This is a genomic window from Chryseobacterium jejuense (assembly GCF_900100075.1).
Taxonomy (GTDB): domain Bacteria; phylum Bacteroidota; class Bacteroidia; order Flavobacteriales; family Weeksellaceae; genus Chryseobacterium; species Chryseobacterium jejuense.
This window is the reverse complement of the sequence record NZ_FNEG01000002.1, coordinates 608,892-631,820: the sequence shown is the minus strand read 5'-3', so window position 1 is coordinate 631,820 and position 22,929 is coordinate 608,892. Positions and strand designations below refer to the sequence as shown.

Below are 22,929 nucleotides of genomic sequence, written 5' to 3'. Positions count from 1 at the left end.
TTGAGCGGAATCCTATATTTTGTTCCCACACCCGTTGGGAACCTGGAAGATATGACTTTCAGGGCAATAAATGTCCTGAAAGATGTAGATTATATTTTATGTGAAGACACCAGAACTTCCGGAATACTTTTAAAACATTTTGAAATCTCTAAGCCTTTAAAATCGTATCATTTACACAATGAACATCAGGCAACGGAGAAAGTAATTACAGACCTTAAAAACGGTCAAAATATCGCAATCATAACTGATGCGGGAACGCCTGGGATTTCAGATCCGGGATATTTATTGGCAAAAGCAGGAGCAGACAATGATATAGAAATGATCTGTCTTCCTGGAGCAACAGCTTTAATCCCGGCTTTAGTAGTTTCCGGGCTTCCAAATAATGAATTTTTATTTGCAGGATTTTTACCGCAAAAAAAAGGAAGACAAACCAAATTAAAGCAGCTTGCTGAAGAAAAGAAAACCATTGTATTGTACGAAAGTCCGCACAAGATCAATACCACATTAGAGCAGATCAAGGAATTCTTTGGTGAAAATACCAGAGCAAGTTTAAGCCGTGAAATTTCCAAGAAATTTGAAGAAACCAAACGCGGAACAATCAATGAATTAATTGAATTTTCCAAGAGTAAAACTTTAAAAGGGGAAATTGTTCTTATTGTCAATAATTCTATTTAATTTTTAATTGAAAAAACTAATTTTTGTATTGTGTTCTACGGTTTGTATAGCGCAAACTAACCAATACACTAAGGTTCTTCTTTCCAAAAAGACAGGGAAGGAGGTAAGTTCATATTCTGATGGTTTTGGAATAGCCTATGATCCTGTTTCCAAAAAGCAGGGCATTGTAGATGCTAAAGGAAATATTACCTTCGAATCTTCGAATAGAGGTGGAATTTCTCACATTTTTAAAAACAGATTTATTCTTTATTCTGAGGAAGGAGACAGAAGAAAATCTGCAATTATTGATGAAAAAGGAAATGAGCTGGTTCCTCTTGAAGAACAGGATTTCAATACGCCATGGTGGAGTAAAGAACGTATTATTGCTTCCAGACAGGGAAAAGAAGCTGTTTATGATTTTAGCGGAAAACTCATTATTCCAGATTCAGACAAGGTTCGTTTTGCAGGAAAGGATGCTTTCTTTGTTTTAAAGGACAAAAAATGGTTCCTGTATGACTTTAATGGAAAACAGCTGAGTGATAGAGAATTTAAGGATGATTATAGTTTTGAAAATGGTAAAGCTCTTATCACTAATGAAGAAAATCAAAGAGAAATCATTGGGAAAAACGGACAAACCTTACATAAGTTTTCAAAGAATGTAGTAGATATTAATGCCTATCCTTATCTGATTACGCAAAATAAAGCTACCGGGAAATATGGTCTGATAGATACAGAAGAAAACATGATTGCTGATGAAATCTATAGCGATATCACTCCGGAATACTTTGATAAAAAAGAATACATCTATCTCAGAAAAAGCAATAAAACAACTGTTTTTTATAAGAAAGATCAAAAGCTTTATCCCAATAATTTTAAATATTTATACGCGTTATCCAATCATTTTTTCAGAGTTTACAGTGATAAATCAGATCAATCTGGTATTGTAGATCTGCAGGGGAATATGGTGGTTCCTCAGGAGTATGATTTTATTAAAAACTTTACAGTCTCCGGAAAGGATTTTATTTATCTTAAAAAAGGAAATGAAGAAAAACTTTTAGATAAGGAACTCAAAAATATTCTAAATGAAGGCGATCAGATTGTTGGGTTTTATCCTGAAAATATGATTATCCGAAGACAGAATCAGTATTATCGATTTTCTGTGACCAATAAGACCGCAATTGAACTTAAGGACGTGAGACAGATCAAGAATCAGGATGTTGAATACTTTAATATTCTGAATGAGTATTCAAAACCCCTTGTTTGTATGAATAGCGCAAATCTTTATGGTATTCTGGATGCAAAGGGTACGGAAATTGTTCCGTTTGCTTATGAAGATATTATTGCCTTTGAAAACTTTGAAAATGAAATTGTTGTAAAGAAAGAAGGGAAATATGGCGTCTTAAATTTTCAAAATGAACCATTAACAGACATTATTTACGATAAGTATACCTGGATGAAAGAAGTCTTGAAATTGAGCAAAGACAAAAAAACAGACTTGATTTATTTCACCAGATTTAGAAATGATGTATCAGAACTATAGTATTAAATATAGAAATTGAACAAAAAAGTTCAGTATTTTTATGTTTTCAATGTGTTGAATAACAATTTATAATATCTTTGCAAACCGTTTAATTCTGAAAAAGAATTATGATACTAAGTGAGTCAGCTTTCACTAGCTGAATGAGTTATAAAAAAATAATCGTCAAGAGATATGAAATTATTAGAAGGAAAGGTAGCACTAATTACCGGAGCTACGAGAGGAATCGGGAAGGGTATTGCTGAAATGTATGCTCAACAAGGAGCAAAAGTAGCATTTACTTATGCCGGTTCTGTAGACAAAGCTAAAGAATTAGAAGCAGCTTTAAGTTCTGTAACCCAAATTAAAGGATATCAGTCTGACGCATCAGATTATGATGCCGCTCAAAAATTGGTAGAAGAAGTAATGGCAGAGTTTGGGCAGATTGATATTTTGGTAAACAATGCTGGGATTACAAAAGATAACTTATTATTAAGAATGTCTAAAGAAGACTGGGATCAGGTAATCAAAGTAAACCTTGATTCGGTTTTCAACCTTACAAAAGCGGTTATCAAGCCGATGATGAAGGCAAGATCAGGATCTATCATTAATATGACTTCTGTAGTAGGAATTCAGGGACATGCAGGACAGGCTAACTATGCCGCTTCTAAAGCAGGTGTAATTGGATTTACAAAATCTGTTGCATTAGAACTAGGTTCCAGAAATATCAGATGTAACGCTATTGCTCCTGGATTCATTGAAACAGAAATGACTGCTATTTTAGATGAAAAAATAGTTCAGGAATGGAGAGATGGAATTCCAATGAAAAAAGGAGGGCAACCTGCTGATGTAGCAAATGCTTGTGTTTTCTTAGGAAGTGAAATGGCATCATACATTACCGGACAGACATTGAACGTTGACGGAGGAATGTTAACTTAAAAATATAAAGAGGCTACGCAAAATGGGTAGCCTCTTTTTTTGTTCTTTTAAGAATCATCAAGCTGATCTTATTGAAGCAGACTTCTTACATCTGCATTATCTGAAAAATCTGCGAGAAATTTATCCGTTAAAAATCTGATTTTCCTGTTCCTGAACTCTGATAAAAGTAGTTCGCTTGGAAAGTTCTTTAAGCTTGGAAGCTCCTACATACGTACATGTAGAGCGCACTCCACCTAAAATATCCTTCACAGTTTCAGCAACCGGACCTTTATACGCTACTTTTACGGTTTTCCCTTCAGAAGCGCGGTATTCGGCTACACCACCTGAATGCTTATCCATTGCTGTTTTTGAGCTCATTCCGTAGAATAAACGGTATTTTTTACCATTCTCCTCAATCATTTCACCACCACTTTCATCGTGTCCGGCAAACATTCCACCTAACATGACGAAATCAGCACCACCGCCAAAAGCTTTGGCTACATCTCCCGGAATTTTACAGCCTCCGTCTGCAATAATATGACCTCCTAAACCATGAGCAGCATCAGCACATTCAATAATAGCAGATAATTGCGGGTAACCAACTCCTGTTTTTACACGGGTTGTACATACAGAACCAGGCCCGATACCAACTTTTATGATGTCTGCTCCTACTAAAAGAAGTTCTTCCACCATTTCTCCGGTCACTACGTTTCCGGCTATGATGATCTTATCAGGGAAATTAGCCCTTGCCGTCTTCACAAACTGAACGAAATGCTCAGAATATCCATTGGCAACATCTATGCAGAGAAACTCGATTTTTGGATGCTTTTCAAGGATCAGTCTGATTTTTTCTTCATCTGCTTTTCCGGTGCCAGTGCTTAGAGCAATATACTGATGAATGCTTTCAGGCTGGCTTTGCAGAAACTGATCCCATTCTTCCGGTGTATAATGTTTATGAATAGCTGTGATGATTTTATCTTTAGCCAGTTCTACGGCCATTTCAAAAGTTCCTACAGTGTCCATATTAGCTGCAATAACAGGAACTCCACTCCATCTTTTTTTGGTATGTTTAAAGATAAATTCCCTTTCCAGGTTTACTTCTGAACGGGACTTCAATGTAGAACGCTTTGGGCGGAACATTACATCCTTAAACCCCAGTTTTATGTCATATTCTATACGCATTTTGTAATTATTTGTCAGAATAAAGGTAGTAAATAATCTGAAATGGATTATTTTTGAAGCAATGGATTTTCCTGTAACCTTTCATATTTTCGGCCAAACCATCCTTGCCCATCCTCTTTTTGAGGCGGTAGGAATGTTTCTGGGCATGCGGTATTATTTTTTCCTAAAAAGAAAATCAAAGGAGAAACTATCTTTCAATAGTTCTGCTGCCGTTTTGATAGGGGCAACAGCTGGAGCATTATTAGGATCCAAACTCATTGGAAATCTGGAAAATCCTTACACTATGTTTGATAATTTCAGTTTTCAAAAGTTTTGGTCCAGCAATACAATTGTTGGAGGACTGGCTTTTGGACTTCTGGGGGTAGAATTGGCTAAGAAAGCAGTTGGACATAAAGAAAGTACAGGAGATCTGATTGTTTTTCCCTTAATGCTAGCTATAATTATCGGAAGAATTGGCTGTTTTCTTACAGGAATTCACGAGGAAACTTATGGTATTCCAACAGATTCTGTTTTTGGGATGCATTTGGGAGATCAATATTTGAGGCATCCTGTTGCTTTGTATGAGATAGGCTTTTTGATTGGGCTTTGGATCGTTTTGAAATATGTTCAGAAACAGAAGAAGTATCCATCAGGGTTTCTTTTTCAGCTCTTTATGCTGAGTTATTTTATATTCAGGTTCTTTTTAGACTTTATTAAACCAAGGGTTGAAATTGCGGGAAACCTCGGGACGATTCAACTTGTATGTATTTGTGTAATTATTTACTACATTTATACTGTTAAAAACACTCAAATCACTTATTTAAAATATTCAAGATGAAAACTTTAACTTTTTTAGAAGGCGGTAGCCTTGCAGGTGTTTTTGTTATGATCGTTGGGATGATGGTTATAGGCGCTCTGTTTTTTTCTATAATTGTTACCTTTATTGTAAAGTTTGTCTATGAAAGTAAGGATAGCAGAAAATTCAGCAGAAAACAGTTTATACAGACCTTTGTTATTTGTTTATTGGTCTGCGGGCTAATCAGCGGATATATTTGTGGATAAGCATTTTAAAAATTAATTATGCCAGTAAGAAACTATACCTATTACGATTATACGATCAGTCTTTGTCCGGAATGCCTGAAAAGGGTAGGAGCGAAGATTATTATAGAGGATGAAGCCGTTTTCATGACCAAAAGATGTCCGGATCATGGCTTTTTCAAAACAAAAATTGCTTCTGATGTTCATTATTACAAAAATATAAGAAACTACAATAAAGCTTCGGAAATGCCCCTTCATTTCGGAACAGATGTGGAGTACGGATGTCCTTATGATTGTGGTCTTTGTGTAGATCATGAGCAGCATAGTTGTCTTTCCATTGTAGAAGTTACAGATCGTTGTAATCTGACCTGTCCAACCTGTTATGCAATGTCTTCTCCACATTATGGAAGCCACAGAAGTTTGGAGGAGATTGAGGCCATGTTTGATGTGATTGTTAAAAATGAAGGAGAGCCTGATGTAGTTCAGATCAGTGGTGGAGAGCCTACCATCCATCCGGAATTTTTTAAAATTATGGATATTGCCAAGTCTAAACCCATTAAACATTTAATGTTGAATACAAATGGGATAAGAATTGCCAATGATCCGGGTTTTGCTGAGAAACTGGCTACTTATGCTCCTGAGTTTGAAGTGTATCTTCAGTTTGATTCTTTTAAACCGGAAGTTTTGGAAGATTTCAGAGGAAAAGATCTTACTTCTGTAAGGATGAAGGCTCTAGAAAAATTGAATGAACTCAACCTTTCCACTACGTTGGTAATTGTTCTTCAAAAAGATAAAAATATTGATGAAATCGGAAAGATTATTGATTTTGCTTTAAAACAGAAATGTGTAAGAGGAATTACCTTCCAGCCAGTAGAAATTGCGGGAAGAAACAGAGAGGATTCTGCTCATGAGAAAATCACTTTAACGGAGGTAAGACAGGAAATTCTGAATCAGTTCCCGCTTTTAAATTCTGATGATATTATTCCGGTTCCGTGTAATCCGGATGCCCTTGCAATGGGCTATATATTAAAACTTCAAGGGGAGATTATTCCTTTAACCCGATATATCAATCCTGCCGATCTTCTGAATAATGAATCTAAAAATACCATTGTTTACGAACAGGATGCAGGGCTTCATATGCAGTTGCTGGATATCTTCAGCACTGGTATTTCAGTAGATAAAGTACAACCTAAAGTTAACCAGTTACTTTGTTGTTTGCCGGAAGTATGTGCGCCGGATCTTGATTATGATAATCTGTTTAGAATCATCATTATGAACTTCATGGACGCTCATGATTTTGATGTGAGAGCAGTGAAGAAATCCTGTGTTCATATAGTTAATAAAGATCTGAAATTAATTCCATTTGAAACCATGAACCTTTTCTACAGAGATGATAAGAAAAGCTATCTGGAAGAATTGAGGAAGGAAGATAAAGTGTTGTTTTAACATAGAAATAAATTAATATTTCAACATTTTTAAGCATAATCATCTGCGTTATCTGTCAAATCTTCGAGAACTAAAAAAATAAAAAGCGTGAAATCAAATTTCACGCTTTTTCTATCTTTAAATAGCAATTTTATTTAGTTTCTTTTACGGCATCAAAAGCCATTACTTCTTCCAACGTTTTCATATATTCATACGCTGTAAGGTCAAATTTTACCGGGACGATAGAAATGTATCCGTTAGCCAAAGCTGTTTCATCAGCATCTTCAGACTCATCCATATTGTTAAAGTAACCTGTTAACCAGTAATACTTTTTCCCGTGTGGATTTACTCTCTCATCAAAGCTTTCTTCCCATTTCGCATTAGCCTGTTTGCAAACTTTTATCCCTTTTATTTCTGATGCAGGAAGTTTCGGAATGTTCACATTCAGGACGATTCCTTTAGGCATTGGATTTTCAAGCGTTCTTCTTACAATATTCTGAATAAACTCTTTAGCCTGAGTAAAATCTGCTTCCCAACTGAAATCCAGTAATGAGAATCCAATTGCAGGAATTCCTTCTACACCAGCTTCTACAGCGGCAGACATTGTTCCTGAATAAATTACATTGATGGATGAATTGGCACCATGATTAATCCCTGAAACTACAATATCGGGTCTTCTTGTCAGAATTTTATCAAGAGCCATTTTTACGCAATCTACAGGCGTTCCACTACATGAATAATCTGTTTGTGGGCCATCAAGCTTAACTTCTTCATAGCTTAGTGTAGAATTAATAGTAATAGCGTGGCCTTTACCACTTTGAGGAGAGTCTGGGGCTACCACAATTACGTCTCCGATTTCGTTCATAAAGCTGATTAGATTTCTGATACCGGGAGCTGTAATTCCATCATCATTAGTAACCAGAATAAGCGGTCTTTCCATATATTATCTTAATTTTTTTATACAAATGCAGTACAATCTGTTCATTTGAGAATTGAACAAAAAGAATTTTCAACACATCAAATGTAGTTAAAAATAAGACGCAATAAAACAGCAGATTTGTCATTCTCTGATTTAATTTTAGGAATAAACCGTCTGTATTTTAGTAAGAAAAGAAAGCTGGGGGCAGGAAGAGAAAAGTTTTTAATGTTTAAATAACCATAAAATTTTAGTATCAATTGGTCCTCTCCAAATGGCAAATTACCATTGAAATGGAAGATGGAGTATTGCCATCCCTTATCATTCATCATTTATCACTCATGGCTTATTCCAACAGTTTTCTTCCTGTAATGATGTTATAAAGAACAACAATAATTGCAATGACAAGCAAAACATGTATTAAATAACCCGAACTGATTCCAGGAATTATTTCCAAAATTCCTAAAAACCATACCACTATGCAGATGACTGCAATTAACCATAATAAACTTCTCATGATATTACATTTTAAAGTTATCTATTTAATTATCAGCATATTTTATGCCCTTGTGTAATAAGTTACCTTTTGTAGTACCGCTTTATGAATATTTTATAAGTCTTTTCTCATAGATTATTTTTTTGAAGATGAAAGGAATAGGGCTTGTGTACTTTGTATGTGATGATAGTGAAGTGTTCAGAAAATAAAGCATAAAGATTTGATTGAATAAAAATTCTTAAAACTGTGTGATATTTATAAATAAGGTATTAAATTTGATAGTTTGTAACAGTCTGCAAATTATTGCTACTTATTACAATACTTATTTTTCAAAAAATTAATAAATAAAGACAGTTTATGTGGAAAAATTTCAAACTGAATAAATTTTTACTACTGATTCCATTAACCAGTCTAATGTTTTGCTTCAACTCGCCAAAGAACGATGATGAAAAGATGCAGACAATAATGGTGAGCGTAAAAAACACTCTTTCTTACCTGCATTATAGTCCAAAGCCTATCAATGATGCCTACTCAAAAGATGTTTATAAACATTATTTCGAATTGGTAGATCCTGCCAAAAGATATTTCCTGCAGTCTGATATGGATGAATTCAGCAAGCATGAAACAAAGCTTGATGATTATATCAATCAGGGCGATCTGAGTTTCTATAAACTTACAATTGACAGGCTTTATCAAAGAGTAGACGAGATTGATAAGATTACCCAGGACATTTTCAGTAAGCCTATTAACCTTCAGGAAGAAGAAACACTTACGCTGGAGCCAAAGCTTAAAAAAGTACCTGCCAACAAGCAGGAACAGTATAATGAATGGAAAAAATTCATCAAATACAACATCCTTCAGGAAGTTGAATCGATGAACAGCAAAGAAGAGGCTCAGAAAGAGAAGAAAGATTCTGTTCAGAAGTACAAATTAAATGATACCATCAAGCTTAAAGTTCTTACTCAGGATGAGAAGGTTAAAAAAGCTACAGATGAGGTGAAAGATCTTGTAAAAGAGACCTTTACCAGGTTCAAAAAGAGAAAAAAAATGGATTGGTTTACGGTGTATATGAATGCTTATACCGAAGTATTCGATCCACATACCAACTATTATTCTCCAAAAGATAAAGAAGACTTTGATACTCAGTTTACAGGAAAAGTAATCGGAATCGGAGCTTTAATCCAAGAGAAAAAAGGAAACCTTTATCTTGGTGCTCTTACTATTGGAGCCCCGGCATGGAAATCTAAGCAGCTTTCTGAAGGGGATAAGATTCTGAAAGTAAAATCTAAACCAAAAGATGATGCTGTAAATGTAGTAGGAATGCTTTCTGATGAAGCGGTAAGATTAATCAGAGGAGAAAAAGGAACCCCTGTTACCTTAACCGTTCAGAAAAAAGACGGAACAATCAAAGATGTAACTATGATTCGTGAAGAGGTTGCTATTGAAGATACTTTTGCAAGAAGTATTGTAGTAAATGCTCCGAATGGTAAGAAATATGGATTTATTAACCTACCAAGCTTTAACGCTGATTTTGAAAATTCAAAAGGAAGAAATGCTTCTGATGATATCAAAAATGAGATTGTAAAGCTTAAAGGGCAAAATATTGAAGGAATTATCCTTGATCTTAGAAACAACGGTGGTGGATCTTTAACGGAAGTAGGAGATATTATGGGACTTTTCATGGAGGCCGGACCTTATGTACAGGTGAAGGATGGAAATGGAAAAATACAGACCCTGAAGAACAAAAATGAGACTCCTATCTGGACAGGTCCGCTTGTGATTATGCAAAACGAGCTTTCTGCATCGGCTTCTGAGATCTTAGCAGGTGTAATGCAGGATAATGGAAGAGCTGTGGTGATTGGATCTCCACAATCTTTCGGAAAAGGGACTGTTCAGACTTTTGTAGATTTGAACAGATTCCTGAATACAGAAGATGATTTCGGATCTTTAAAACTGACTATTCAAAAGTTCTATAGAATTACAGGTGAGTCTACACAGAGAAAAGGAATTGTATCTGATATTCAGATGAAAGATTTCTTTACGTATGCCGAAGTAGGAGAGCGTTATGATGATTTTGCCCTGGCTTGGGATAAAATTCCAGCTACCAAATTCGAAAAACTGAATTTCTTTAACATTCAGGCCCTTGAGAAAGCAAGTGCAGACAGAATGGCTAAGAACAAAAACTACCAGCTTCTGTTAGAATCAGCTCAATGGAGAGAAAAGCTGGATAAAGAAGAAAACATTACACTGAACATCAATAAATTCAATGATGTCATGAAGCACAGAAAATCTCAGATTGAAAAATTCAAAGTGCTGACTAAGTTTGAGAACGGATTACAGTTTATTATGTATCCAAGTGAAGTTGAAAGAGAGAAAAAAGACGAAGCTTTCAAAAAGAAATCTGAAATGTGGATCAAGAATCTTAAAAAAGATCTTTACCTGCAGGAAGCAATGAATATTGTATCAGATATGGGAGTAAAGTCATAAACATAAAAAAACCGATAATGAAAATTATCGGTTTTTTTATTGTGTAAATAAATGATTACTTAATTTCTACACATCCCACTCTTCCTCCGGCATTTCCTGTAGGCTGAGTATGGAAATCGTCTGCTGCAGCGTGTACAATAAGACCTTTTCCGATGATGTTTTTAGATTCATCTGTACAACCAAGACACCATTTATCAGTCTTGAAAGTTAAAACGGCTGTACCGTTCTGATCGGCCACCAAATTTCCTATATCTCCCATATGGAAGTGCTCAGCTCCCCATTTTCCATGATCGTTCTTAGATGGGTTCCAGTGTCCGCCTGTAGAGGTTCCGTCTGCTGCAGAGCAGTCTCCTTTTTCATGAATGTGTACTGCATGGATTCCAGGGGTAAGATTCGTTACATTCAGTTTCATGATGACATCATTTCCCTGTTGGGTAAACTTTGCTGTTCCACCTGTTTGAGTTCCGCTTTTGGCATTTACGCTGTACGTTTTTGTAGTTCCGCATGAAACGGCTAAAAATGCACATCCTGCCAATAATGCTAATGTTTGTACTTTCATTTTTAAATGATTTATAGTGATATTTAGGTTAAATTTATAAAAGATTTTCCAGAACGCTTTATGATTACAGCCTTTTTTCTGAAAGAATATCTGAGGAAGCATCTTAATTATATCTTGTTTACCCTCACAATGTGTAGTTTTACCCTCATAATAATTTAAATTGAAAGACGAATAAAATTGTTTATTTTTATCTTTTTGGATGAAGGTCACAGTTTTCTTTTACAATCAATACCACACATTTGAAGAGCATTAAGAATGGTTATTCTATATACATTTATTAGTGAAGAGAAGCATCAGTATTTTTTAGATCAGTATTTAAACTCTTTTCCCGAGAGCTTTAGACTGGATATCTTGAAATACAGAAGGTGGCAGGATGCCCAGCTTTCCCTGTTAGGCAGGGTTCTTTTACAGTTAGGATTAAAGTCTCATTATCACATTGATGAGGTGCAGATCTTAAGGTTTCCTGATAATAAACCTTATTTGAAGGATCATCCTCTTCATTTCAATATTTCTCATTCTAGAGAACTTGTAATTTGTGCTATTGGAGAATTTCCCATAGGAATTGATGTCGAATTTATAGATGATAAAATCAATTATGTGGACTTTCAGTTTCAGATGACAAGGCGTGAATTCGATAAAATTGAACGTTCTGAAGATCAGATTAGAGATTTTTTCTTGTATTGGACACAAAAAGAATCGGTAATGAAAGCTCATGGGGGAGGCATGATGATTCCTCTAGATTCTTTTGAAATTGTAAATGATGAATGCGAGATTGAATGTAAAAAATTCTTTACAAAGGAAATATTTATTGATGAAAATTATCAGATTTGCATAGCTTCCGATGATAAAAGCATTAAAAAAAAGGCACTTTTTTTGGTAACTCCTGAAATTTGAGTTAATTGTTTTTAACACTTTGTAAACCCTTTTATTTGTGTGAATTTCAGTTATTTAATATCAATTATAAAATCATTGTTTAGTGATAAAAATTCATTTTTTTACCGTTTTTTTTTTGAAAATTCATTTTTAACATATATCTTTACTCGGAGAAAAAAAAATTATTTAAACACTAAGATTTAATACAAATGAAGAAAAAAGTATTACTGATGATTACCTTCAGTTTTAGCGTGCTTTCCCTTGCACAGGTCGGTATCAAAAAAGATAATCCCCATCTCAGTTCAGACCTTGAACTGGGCTCCAACAACAAGACACTTCTTTTAAACAGAGTTCCCAACACTGCTGCTGTCGCAAACCCCGTTAATGGTATGATGATTTATGACCAATCAGAAGAATGTGTAAAAGCATATCAGAATGGTAAATGGTCTAAATGTCTCGGGAAAGGACTGATCGGAAAAAAAGCATTAGCCAGTCCCATTTCTTTATTATGTACTTCGGCAACTGTATCTCCCAATCCTGTTTCAGGCCAGGCTTTTAAAGGAACTTTGACAATTCCCTATACGGGAGGAAACGGGAGTAGCTATGAAGCACAATCTATTCAGACCAATGGATTAACTGCTACTTTACCTGTAGGAAACTTCGTCGTAGGGAACGGAAGCTTACAGTATTCTATTACCGGAATCCCAGACCGGACGGGGAATATCACTTTTAATGCAAATATTGCAGGAAATACCTGTTCAGTTGTTTCTAAATAATGCAATAGACATTTTTCCGGTAACCAGTTTCAAATCATTGTAATATCATTAAGTAATTTCAATGTACACCCGTCATTACCTTGAGTAATATACAAGGTTTATGTACTACATCTATACAGATATTTAAGAATCTGTTTACTGGAACTTGCTATTCTTTATTTTCATTGCAACTTCAATGAAAGAATATTTATATAGACAAATTTTATTAAACCACAACAAAAATTCAACATGAAAAAAAAATTATTATTACCTATCTACATTAGTATTAGCTCTTTTTCCCTTGCTCAGGTTGGGATTAATCAACCCAATCCTAATTTAAGTGCAGATCTTGAACTGGGATCTAGCAATAAGAGTTTATTACTGAACAGAATTGCTAATACAGGAGTGATTAATAATCCGGTAAACGGAATGTTAATCTATGATGTATCAGAACAATGTGTAAAGGCTTTTCAAGGAGGAGCCTGGTCACAATGTTTTTGGAAAGAGAATCCGACTTTTGCTTTAAATTGCGGAGCGGCTGCATTTGCTCCTAGCTCTGCAACACAAGGACTATCGTATACAGGAACTTTGACTATCCCTTATACGAATGGGGACGGAAGTGCTTACGCTGGACAGACTTTTCAGGCTAACGGCTTAACTGTCACCCTTGCTCCAGGTACTTTTGCTACTGGAAACGGGACTTTACAGCTTTCTGTAAATGGCTTTCCTATCAGTTCCGGGACTACAACATTTAATGTTACCATAAACGGAAGTACATGTTCTAATCTTTCACTTGCAGTAAATCCCGGAACCCCTGTAATTCCATCAAACATAACACTGGAAGGAAGATATTTTATCGCTTCTGTTTATGATCAGGATTATTCACCATTTACTACACCTACAGGACCTGCTACAACAGCAAGACCTGTTGCGGCAGACGGAACTCCTGAAACACTGGTTGATCTTCAGGGAGTAATTCCTACATCTGGCCTTACCGTTTATATTCCTGCTACAGCTACTGGAAGTGGAACTGTTGGTGCATGGAGTCAAACGATTAATATTCCTGCTAATCTTACAGAAGATGGAATTTCAAGAAATATTACCCTTTCATGGAACTCTCAGTCATATAATGCGACTACTAAATCAATTACTGCAACTCTGAAATCTGAAGTGGGAACATTAAATGCACGTAAACTGGATGTAAATGCAGGGATTGGAAATGATTATCTTGGAGTGTTATTAGGAAAATTCTTATTCCCTAACTCCGGAACTCAGAAAGGATATGAGGTTCGTATCATAGCGGCTATTCCGGATAGAATGTTTAATGAACCTGATGTTCAGGGGAATTTCAATCATAACTTCCTTTATCTTCCAATACAGGCTGAAGATAATAATGTATGGTTGAATCACAATTTAGGAGCAGATTATACCAATGTGAACGGACCTAACTTTAATCTTGGTCAAAAAGCAACATCTTCATCTGATTATCGTGCATACGGATCCTTATTCCAATGGGGAAGAAGACCTGATGCTCATGAACTGATTAACTGGACAGGACCTAATAGCGGAACTCCTGCTAATGGAACTACAGGTACGAAAAGTGATGTACCACCTAATCCATTATTTATTGCTGTGGGTGGAGACTGGAGAGTAAACCCTAATTCTAATTTATGGGATAATTCAACGTCTACGAATAACCCATGTCCTGTAGGATTTAAAGTTCCAACGAGAGCTCAGTTGACAAACTATCTGAACACGAATGTCATAAATGGAGCTTCTGGAGCTTCTGCAAGTAAACTGGGCTTAACGGTTCCGGGAATAAGAGACGCAGGGCAAGGAACATTATCCTCTGTATATACAGGACAACAAGGATTTTATTGGAGTAGTACAACTGATGCTGTTGCTAATCCTGCAGCTTATGTATTACAGATTCCAACATTTGGAACAGCTAATACAACTAGTGGATCTTCCAAATCACAAGGAAGTTCAGTTCGTTGTATTAAAGAGTAAAAGAACCCTTGAAATATCATTATTTAATAGCGGCCTACAGTATGTTGGTTGCTATTAAATAATGATTAAATAATCATTAAAAGTAAAAAATATCTTCTTAAAATATTATTTTTGAATAAGAACACATGCTTAATAGATAAAAAAACATCTCATTCTTTATTGAGTTTAGATGGTGGTGAAAATCACATAAACCTTGAGGTATTTAGTCTGGCCAAGTAACACAGTCTGTTACTGGTTTTGATTAAGTAATGCTGCTGAAAAAACAATCTATACTCACTTTAATTCTAAATATTCACTCTTATATGCGAAGCTTGTTATAAAACAGGTTCCAGTTATTCTCTTTTGTAAATTCAAAGGTGAGGCTGCTGCTTATTGATATTCTGAAACATGTTTCAGGAAGGCTTCAAAGGAATGTAGTGAATAAAAAAACGTACCTAAACCTAACCTAATCTACCGTCCTTCGGGATATACTGCTATGAAGCTAACACCTTATCAATCGACCTTTTATAATGAATGGATACTAAATCCATCCAGAAGTGACTATAATATTATATTTGACCAGTCTATGTCCGGATATGTAGATATCCAGAGACTGAATTCAAGTTTAGTCAGATTTGTTAACAATAATTTACTATTGAACAGTAATGTTGTAAGTGAGTCAGAAAATTTGGTTTGGAAGCACAGACCTTTGCTTTCTGAAGAGGCACAAATATTAACATTTATTGCAGAGGAACCCAATCCTGATGAAGTTTTACAGCTTGCTTTGCATCCTTTTGATTTAGAAAAAGAGCAGCTGGCAAGATTTTATGCCATCAAGCTGAATAATGGCGGCTATAGAATCATTCATATATTTTCCCATATTCTTGTTGATGGATTGAGTGCTAACAGTATCTATGCTGAGCTCAGTACTTTTTACAATGATCTTAGCTATGTAAATCCTATCAGTCTTACAGCACAGGGGGAACGATATGAAAAACTGAGAAACCAACTTGAAGATATACTGGCGAAAGGAAAAACAGAAATGTCAGATTTCTGGAAATCAGGGTTGAAGGAAGTAGAAAATATCGGGTTTAAATTTTTACAAACTTCAGATTCACTTCTCCTTGATTTTCAGGAAAAAGAACATATTCTGACTAATCCGGTAAGTGAACAGCGATTTCATTTTCCCGAATCAGTATCTCTTAAAGTAAGACAACTGATTTCAAAATATAAACTGACGCCCTATACTTACGGGCAGCTGGTTTTTGCAGTTTTACTTCATAGGATTTCAGGAGTTAATGATTTGGTAATCAATTACCCTGTTGGAATTGCAGAAGGGCAGGACTTTATCTTTGGAGCCCATATTAATACCATTTTAAAAGGATACAGATTCGAGCAGAAGTCTTCTCTTCAGGATCTTATCCATCAAAATATAGAATATACTAATCAATTAAAAACAAGTAAGGCCAGATATCTACCTATTGAGGAACTTATCAGCTATGCACCAACTTCCAATATATTAGAATTTGGTTTTGTTCAAACCAGTCTTAAAGACGTGGTTATTCATTATGAAGGAGCCAGTAATGTAATCATTAACAGTGATTTGAATGTCGATTTGGTTGGGAAGTTGTCGTTCGAGCAGGAAGTAAGAGATGGACAGATTAATTATAAGGTTCGTTACGCGAATCAAAAACTTGATGCTGAACTGATTTCCAGTTTTGTAGACATGTATCAGAGACTGTTCATTGAAATATTGGAAGATTTATTGGAAGGGAATAATGATAAATTAATTTCTCAATACAAACTCTTAAATGAAAATTCCTATCAGACGATAATAAACAGCTGGAATACGATAGATTGGGATCATCAGAAGAGTAAAACAATTCATCAGGCCTTTGAAAATCAGGTGTTAAAAACTCCTGAGGATACTGCATTAGTGTATCAGGGTATTAAGCTCACTTACCAAGAACTTAATGAGAAGTCCAATCGTTTGGCTCATTATTTAATCAATGCTTTTGATCTTAAGCCAGATGAACTTGTTCCATTATGTCTGGAAAGATCTGAAAATATGGTGATTGCTATTTTAGCAGTATTGAAATCCGGAGCAGCTTACGTTCCTATGGATCCTTCTTATCCAGTAGACAGAATTGAGCATATTCTTCAAGATACAAGAGCCAGAGTGATTCTTGCAGAAGAGAGTACTGTGGATAAAGTAAATTACCTTTCTCCACAATATTTATCATTAAATGACCAGAACTTCAATAGTTTGATGAACTTACAACAGACATCAAATCCTGTAACTGAAGTTTCTGCATCTAACCTTGCTTATGTGATTTATACCAGCGGAACTACAGGACTTCCGAAAGGAGTAATGGTAGAACATCAGAGTGTCATTAATGTTGTAGATAAGGTAAGAGAAGCATATGGTTTTTCTGAAGGAGAAAAGATAACAGCCTATACTTCTTATGTTTTTGATGTTTCCGTATCGGAATTTTTCAATGCTTTGCTATACGGAAATGAGCTTCATGTATTGGATGAAACCACTAAAAAAGATGCAGATCTTATTAGTAAGTATTTATTAGAAAATAAGATTGCTTATACTTATTTACCACCGGTAATGCTATCTGTTTTACCACGAATAGATTATCCTTCAGTGAAAGGTTTCCTGTATGCAGGAGAACCGTGTGATTATGAAACAGGAAAATACTGGTCGGAAGAAAAGGTGCTTTATAACCTGTATGGCCCTACAGAAGCCACTATTTATGCGATCTACAAACAAATAGAGCATGGAGATGTTCATGTTATCGGTAGACCCGTAGGAAACAGTTCTGCATACATTATGGATGCATGTCATCAGTTGTCACCAGTAGGAGCAGTAGGAGAGTTATATCTGGGCGGAGTAGGCATTGCAAGAGGATATCTGAACCGTCCTGAACTTACTGAAGAACGTTTTATAGAAAACCCTTTCCAAACTGAACTCCAAAAGCATAAAAAAGTAAACGGGAAGTTATATAAAACCGGAGATCTGGTACGATGGCTTCCTGATGGAAATATAGAATATATTGGCAGAAACGATTTCCAGGTAAAAATTCGTGGTTACAGAATAGAATTAGGAGAAATTGAGGAAAGATTATCTCAGCACCCTGATATCAAGCAGTCTGTAGTTCTGGCCAAAGAAAATAATACGGGAATGAAATACCTGGCGGGGTATTATGTAGCTGAAGAAGAACTGGATGCTGAAAAGCTGACAGAATATTTATCAGAAACATTGCCTGAATACATGGTACCAAATGTTTTTGTTCAATTAACAGCTTTACCGTTAACGATTAATGGGAAATTAGACAGAAAACAGCTGCCTGAGCCTGAATTCAGTGGAGAAAGAGAATATACCGGTCCTAAAAATGAATTACAGGAAAAACTATGTACTATTTATGGTCAAATCTTAGGACTTGAGCCTGCAAGCATTGGTATTCATGATGATTTCTTCCGCCTTGGAGGAAATAGTATTATGGCCATTAAACTTATCAGTAAGATCAAACAGGAGCTGGAGATTCCGGTAAATGTATCCATGGTATTTGGGCATAAAACAGTGGCTTCATTGTCTCATATACTTGATAAAAACAATGCTGTTTCTGAACCCATAATCATCAACGCGATACCGGTTTCGAAACCTGAAGAGCAGCGTCTGTCTTTTGCACAGGAAAGGCTTTGGTTCATAGAGTCCTACGAAGGAAGCAGCAGTGTTTACAATGTTCCAATGGTATTTAAATTGGGAAAAAATATTTCCCGAGAATATCTTCAACAGGTTTTTGATCTGTTGATGCAGCGCCATGAAATATTGCGAAGTATTATTCTTACAACAGAAGACGGAGTAGGATATCAGAAGGTAACCGACCAAAAGATCAAGATTCATTTCGGACAGGTAGAAACCAGAACAGAACTTGACCAGGCTATAGATTATGTAGCGAATAAAGTTTTCCATTTAGATCAGGAACTTCCGATAAGTGCTTCTGTTTTCAGCATGGAGGAATATGATTATCTGTCAGTAGTGATTCACCATATCGCTTTTGATGGATGGTCTACGGAGATCTTCATCAATGAATTCAATATTATTTACCAAGCACTTATCGAAAGAAAAAATCCTGAACTTCCGGCATTACCTATTCAATATAAAGACTTTGCACTATGGCAGAGAAATTACCTCTCAGGAGAAGTACTTAATGAGCAGACTTCTTATTGGAAAAATAAACTAGAAGGATTCCAGACCCTGGATCTTCCTTTAGATTTTAAGAGACTTGCCCAAGTTTCTTATACAGGAGCAACAAATTATTTTGATCTTCCGGAACTGCTTGCTTCAGACTTACAACAGCTTTCAAAAGATCTTGGAGTAAGTTTATACAGCGTGATGCTGAGCGGATATTATCTGATGTTATCTGCTTATTCAGGACAGGATGATATCATTATAGGAAGTCCGGTTGCCAACCGTCATCATGCAGGCCTTGAAAATATCATAGGGTTCTTTGTTAACACTTTTGCTTTAAGAGAAACAATAGATCCCGATCAGCAGATAAAAGATTTCATTGTACAGGTTTCAGAGTCTATCACCAATGCTCAGTCTCATCAGGATCTTCCTTTTGAAAAACTGGTAGAGGAAATGGGTGTAGAACAGGATAATTCAAGAAACCCAATTTTTCAGGTGATGTTTGGGATTCAAAGCTTTGAAGAAAAAGGGTCCCATACAAATAACGATACAATACTTCTTCCTTTTGATGGAGATATTGATTATAAATCTGCCAAATTTGATCTGACAATGATGATTGATGTTCATGGAGACAGCATCCGTGGAATATTCAATTATGCAGTTGCACTTTTCAAAAACGAAACGATTATCCGTATGAAAGAGACGTATATGCTTATCCTGAACCAATTGGTTGAAACAGGAAATACCGTCTCAAAAAATAATAAAATTAAAAACCTTCAACTTCTGAATGATGAAGATTATCAGAAGATTACGAAGGATTGGAACGATATTGAAAACAATTATCCTGAAGGGTATACTATTCATCAATTATTTGAAGATCAGGTAGCAAAAACATCCAATGCTACGGCTTTGGTATATCAGAATATCAGATTATCTTATCAGGAATTGAACGAAAGAGCCAATCGCCTGGCTCATCATCTCATTGATGCATATAATGTGCAGCCAAATGAGTTGATTCCTATATGTTTAGAGCGCTCAGAAAATATGCTTGTAGCCATTTTGAGTGTTTTAAAAGCAGGTGCAGCCTATGTGCCAATGGATCCTCAATATCCGGCAGATAGAATCCAGCATATTCTTCAAGATACCCAAGCAAAAGTAGTCCTTACGGAAGAAACATCGAAAGATAAAATAGAAGCAGAGAATGTGCATATTATATCCTTAAATGAGCTTGCATTTAAAGCCCTTCTGGAAACAGCATCTTCTCATAATCCTGTTACAAAAGTTACTCCGGAGAACCTTTCCTATGTCATTTATACCAGTGGAACTACCGGAATGCCTAAAGGAGTAATGATAGAGCATCAGAATGTAGTGAATGTAGTTTCTCAGATCAGAGATGCCTATGGTTTCAGTGAGGGAGAAAAGATAACAGCCTATACTTCTTATGTTTTTGATGTATCGGTATCAGAATTTTTCAATACCCTGTTATACGGAAATGAGCTGCATCTCCTTGATGAAGCCCTTAAAAAAGATGCAGATTCCATAAGTCGTTACCTTTTAGATCACGATATTGCTTATACTTATCTGCCACCGGTGATGCTTTCGGTATTGCCAAGAATAGAATATCCTTCTCTGAAAGGAATGCTGTATGCCGGAGAACCTTGTGATTATGAAACCGGTAAATACTGGTCAGAATATACCAAACTTTATAACCTTTACGGACCAACAGAAGCTACCATTTATGCTACTTACAAACAGGTAGAACATGGTGATGTACATCTTATAGGACGTCCTGTTCATAATACTTCAGCATATGTATTGGACGCCTATTATCGTCCCGTTCCTGTAGGTGCTATTGGAGAACTTTATCTTGGTGGAAACGGTATTGCAAGAGGATATCTGAACAGACCGGATCTTACTTCCGAACGTTTCATTTTAAATCCTTTCCAGACTCCAATACAGAAAATCAGATGGAAAAATGGAAAAATCTATAAGACCGGAGACTTGGTGCGTCTTCATGCAGATGGAAATATTGAGTATATCAGTAGAAACGATTTCCAGGTAAAAATCCGTGGTTATAGAATAGAATTAGGTGAAATTGAAACCAGAATTCAGGAATATACAGGTGTAAAACAGGCGGTGGTTCTTGCGAAAGAAAATAAGGAAGGAATGAAGTTTCTTGTCGGATACTATGTGTCTGATGAGGTTATAGATCAGACTCAACTTTCTGAATTTTTATCGAAAACATTGCCGGAATATATGATTCCTGCAGTCTATGTGAATCTTGATGCCCTTCCTTTAACAATCAACGGAAAATTAGACAGAAGAGCATTACCTGAACCTGAATTTACAAGCATCCAAAAATATACAGCTCCACAAACAGAGCTTCAGGAAAATCTTTGCCGTATTTATGGGGAAATATTAGGCCTTGACGCTGAAGAGATCAGTATTCATGATGATTTCTTCCGTTTGGGAGGAAACAGTATTATGGCGATAAAGCTGATTAGTAAGATTAAAAATTATCTGGATCTTCGTATTCAGGTAACTTCTGTATTTAATCATAAAACCATTGCTTCTCTTGCTTCCTTTCTGGAAACGGAATTCCAGGAAGAGAATATACATATTGAGCCAGTCATGGTTTCCTCACCTGAGGACCAGCGTTTATCTTTTGCACAGGAAAGGCTTTGGTTTATCGAGGCGTATGAAGGCGGAAGCAGCGCGTATAATATTCCGATGGTGCTTACTTTGAGCCCGGATGTAAAGTTGGAGGAACTTCAACAATCTCTGGAAACGGTCATTATGAGACACGAAGTCCTTCGATCTGTAATAAAAACAACCGCAGAAGGAATAGGATATCAGGTTGTTACAGACTCTCTACCGGAATTTAAAATAGTAGATGTAAAAACTGAAGAAGAACTGGACGTAGCGATTAATTCTGTGGCTAATAAGGTATTCCGTCTGGAAGAAGATCTTCCTGTGGATATCACTTTGTTTAGGCTGAAAAATCAGTTTTATTTATCTGTTGTAGTCCATCATATTGCGTTTGACGGATGGTCTGTAGATATCGTGTTGAAAGAAATTCAGACGGTATATGAAGCTTTAATTAATAAAACCTCTCATCAACTTCCTGATCTTGCTGTTCAGTATAAAGACTTTGCCCTTTGGCAGAGAAATTACCTGAAAGGAGAAGTACTGGATAAGCAAATTAATTACTGGAAGGGTATATTAGAAGACTTCGAGTCACTTAATTTACCCCTTGATTTTAAACGTCCGGCTCAGATTTCTTATGAAGGAGCTGCCATTTATTTTGATTTGTCTTCAGAAGTGTCTTCAGGATTAAGAACAATTTCCAGAGACCTTGGAGTAAGTTTATACAGTGTGATGCTGGGAGGATATTATCTAATGCTTTCGGCTTATTCAGGTCAGGAGGATATTATTGTGGGAAGCCCAATCTCCAACCGTCATCATGCGGGTCTTGAAGATATTGTAGGTTTCTTTGTCAATACATTGGCACTGAGAGGAAACGTTAATTCTGAACAGAATTTTAAAAACTTTATTCTTAAGGGATCTCAATCTGTAACAGAAGCGCAGTCTCACCAGGACCTTCCGTTTGAAAAATTGGTGGAAGAGTTGGGTGTAGAACAGGATATGTCCCGTCATCCGGTATTCCAGGTGATGTTTGGTGTTCAAAGCTTTGGAAGGGAAACTCAAAAAGATGCTCTATTCTCCCTTTTTGAAGGTGAAATAGATTATCAGGCTGCGAAGTTTGATTTGACTACGATGATTGATGATGGTGAAGAGAAGATAAAAGGAATGTTTAATTATGCGGTTTCCCTTTTCAGTAAAGATACCATCCTGAAAATGAAAGACACCTATATTCTGCTTTTAGAACAGATTGCGGCGATAGGTGCTGAGAATGCAGCGAGTATTAAAATCAATGATTT

14 protein-coding genes and 1 pseudogene (1 of these 15 cut by a window edge) are annotated in these 22,929 nt (G+C 36.0%); 11 read left to right on the top strand and 4 right to left on the bottom strand.

All coding sequences use genetic code 11. The annotated features are described in order from the left end of the window. The 3 genes from rsmI (at nucleotide 1) to fabG (ending at nucleotide 3,109) form a co-directional block, all read left to right on the top strand. Entirely contained in the window at nucleotides 1-675 is a 675-nt protein-coding gene (gene rsmI, locus BLS98_RS08275) for a 16S rRNA (cytidine(1402)-2'-O)-methyltransferase (protein ID WP_089735397.1), read from the top strand. Between the two features lie 7 nt (nucleotides 676-682). Further along, complete coding sequence (locus BLS98_RS08270; RefSeq protein ID WP_139166090.1) at nucleotides 683-2,194, top strand: WG repeat-containing protein; 1,512 nt, start codon at nucleotides 683-685, stop codon at nucleotides 2,192-2,194. Nucleotides 2,195-2,365: 171 nt separating this feature from the next. Next, nucleotides 2,366-3,109, top strand: a complete 744-nt coding sequence (fabG, locus tag BLS98_RS08265; protein WP_045492138.1) for a 3-oxoacyl-[acyl-carrier-protein] reductase — start codon at nucleotides 2,366-2,368, stop codon at nucleotides 3,107-3,109. A gap of 120 nt (nucleotides 3,110-3,229) precedes the next feature. On the opposite strand, the gene BLS98_RS08260 is transcribed toward fabG, so the two are convergent. Next, nucleotides 3,230-4,270: a GMP reductase gene (locus tag BLS98_RS08260; RefSeq protein ID WP_089735393.1), complete on the bottom strand. Its 1,041-nt coding sequence runs from the start codon at nucleotides 4,268-4,270 to the stop codon at nucleotides 3,230-3,232. Nucleotides 4,271-4,331: 61 nt separating this feature from the next. On the opposite strand from BLS98_RS08260, the gene BLS98_RS08255 reads away from it, so the two are divergent. Genes BLS98_RS08255 through BLS98_RS08245 form a run of 3 tightly spaced genes read left to right on the top strand, consistent with a single transcriptional unit; the run spans nucleotide 4,332 to nucleotide 6,733 of the window. Further along, entirely contained in the window at nucleotides 4,332-5,087 is a 756-nt protein-coding gene (locus BLS98_RS08255; RefSeq protein ID WP_089735391.1) for a prolipoprotein diacylglyceryl transferase, read from the top strand. Beyond that, the gene (locus tag BLS98_RS08250; RefSeq protein WP_089735389.1) at nucleotides 5,084-5,311 is read left to right on the top strand and encodes a hypothetical protein; all 228 of its coding nucleotides are present in this window, start codon (nucleotides 5,084-5,086) and stop codon (nucleotides 5,309-5,311) included. The genes BLS98_RS08255 and BLS98_RS08250 overlap by 4 nt, the downstream gene beginning before the upstream one ends. Before the next feature lie 18 nt (nucleotides 5,312-5,329). Beyond that, on the top strand, nucleotides 5,330-6,733 hold the full coding sequence (locus BLS98_RS08245) for a radical SAM protein (RefSeq protein ID WP_089735388.1): 1,404 nt from the start codon (nucleotides 5,330-5,332) through the stop codon (nucleotides 6,731-6,733). A gap of 130 nt (nucleotides 6,734-6,863) precedes the next feature. On the opposite strand, the gene surE is transcribed toward BLS98_RS08245, so the two are convergent. Continuing rightward, nucleotides 6,864-7,652, bottom strand: a complete 789-nt coding sequence (gene surE / locus BLS98_RS08240; RefSeq protein ID WP_089735386.1) for a 5'/3'-nucleotidase SurE — start codon at nucleotides 7,650-7,652, stop codon at nucleotides 6,864-6,866. Between the two features lie 322 nt (nucleotides 7,653-7,974). After that, nucleotides 7,975-8,145 (bottom strand): lmo0937 family membrane protein, encoded by a 171-nt coding sequence (locus tag BLS98_RS23030; protein WP_111994885.1) that lies wholly within the window; start codon nucleotides 8,143-8,145, stop codon nucleotides 7,975-7,977. 336 nt (nucleotides 8,146-8,481) lie between these two features. Between BLS98_RS23030 and BLS98_RS08235 the strand changes: the two genes are divergently transcribed. Then, on the top strand, nucleotides 8,482-10,611 hold the full coding sequence (locus BLS98_RS08235; RefSeq protein ID WP_089735384.1) for a carboxy terminal-processing peptidase: 2,130 nt from the start codon (nucleotides 8,482-8,484) through the stop codon (nucleotides 10,609-10,611). 55 nt (nucleotides 10,612-10,666) lie between these two features. On the opposite strand, the gene BLS98_RS08230 is transcribed toward BLS98_RS08235, so the two are convergent. Continuing rightward, entirely contained in the window at nucleotides 10,667-11,170 is a 504-nt protein-coding gene (locus BLS98_RS08230) for a superoxide dismutase family protein (protein ID WP_089735732.1), read from the bottom strand. Nucleotides 11,171-11,425: 255 nt separating this feature from the next. Here BLS98_RS08230 and BLS98_RS08225 point away from each other — a divergent pair, with 255 nt between their 5' ends. The 4 genes and pseudogenes from BLS98_RS08225 to BLS98_RS08210 form a co-directional block, all read left to right on the top strand. Further along, nucleotides 11,426-12,064, top strand: a complete 639-nt coding sequence (locus tag BLS98_RS08225; RefSeq protein ID WP_089735382.1) for a 4'-phosphopantetheinyl transferase family protein — start codon at nucleotides 11,426-11,428, stop codon at nucleotides 12,062-12,064. A 188-nt stretch (nucleotides 12,065-12,252) separates the two neighbouring features. Continuing rightward, entirely contained in the window at nucleotides 12,253-12,819 is a 567-nt protein-coding gene (locus BLS98_RS08220) for a hypothetical protein (protein WP_089735380.1), read from the top strand. A gap of 228 nt (nucleotides 12,820-13,047) precedes the next feature. Beyond that, the gene (locus BLS98_RS08215; protein ID WP_089735378.1) at nucleotides 13,048-14,808 is read left to right on the top strand and encodes a fibrobacter succinogenes major paralogous domain-containing protein; all 1,761 of its coding nucleotides are present in this window, start codon (nucleotides 13,048-13,050) and stop codon (nucleotides 14,806-14,808) included. Nucleotides 14,809-15,283: 475 nt separating this feature from the next. Continuing rightward, nucleotides 15,284-22,929: pseudogene (locus BLS98_RS08210) on the top strand (non-ribosomal peptide synthase/polyketide synthase); its annotated part runs 25,006 nt beyond the window's last position; the annotation flags it as partial.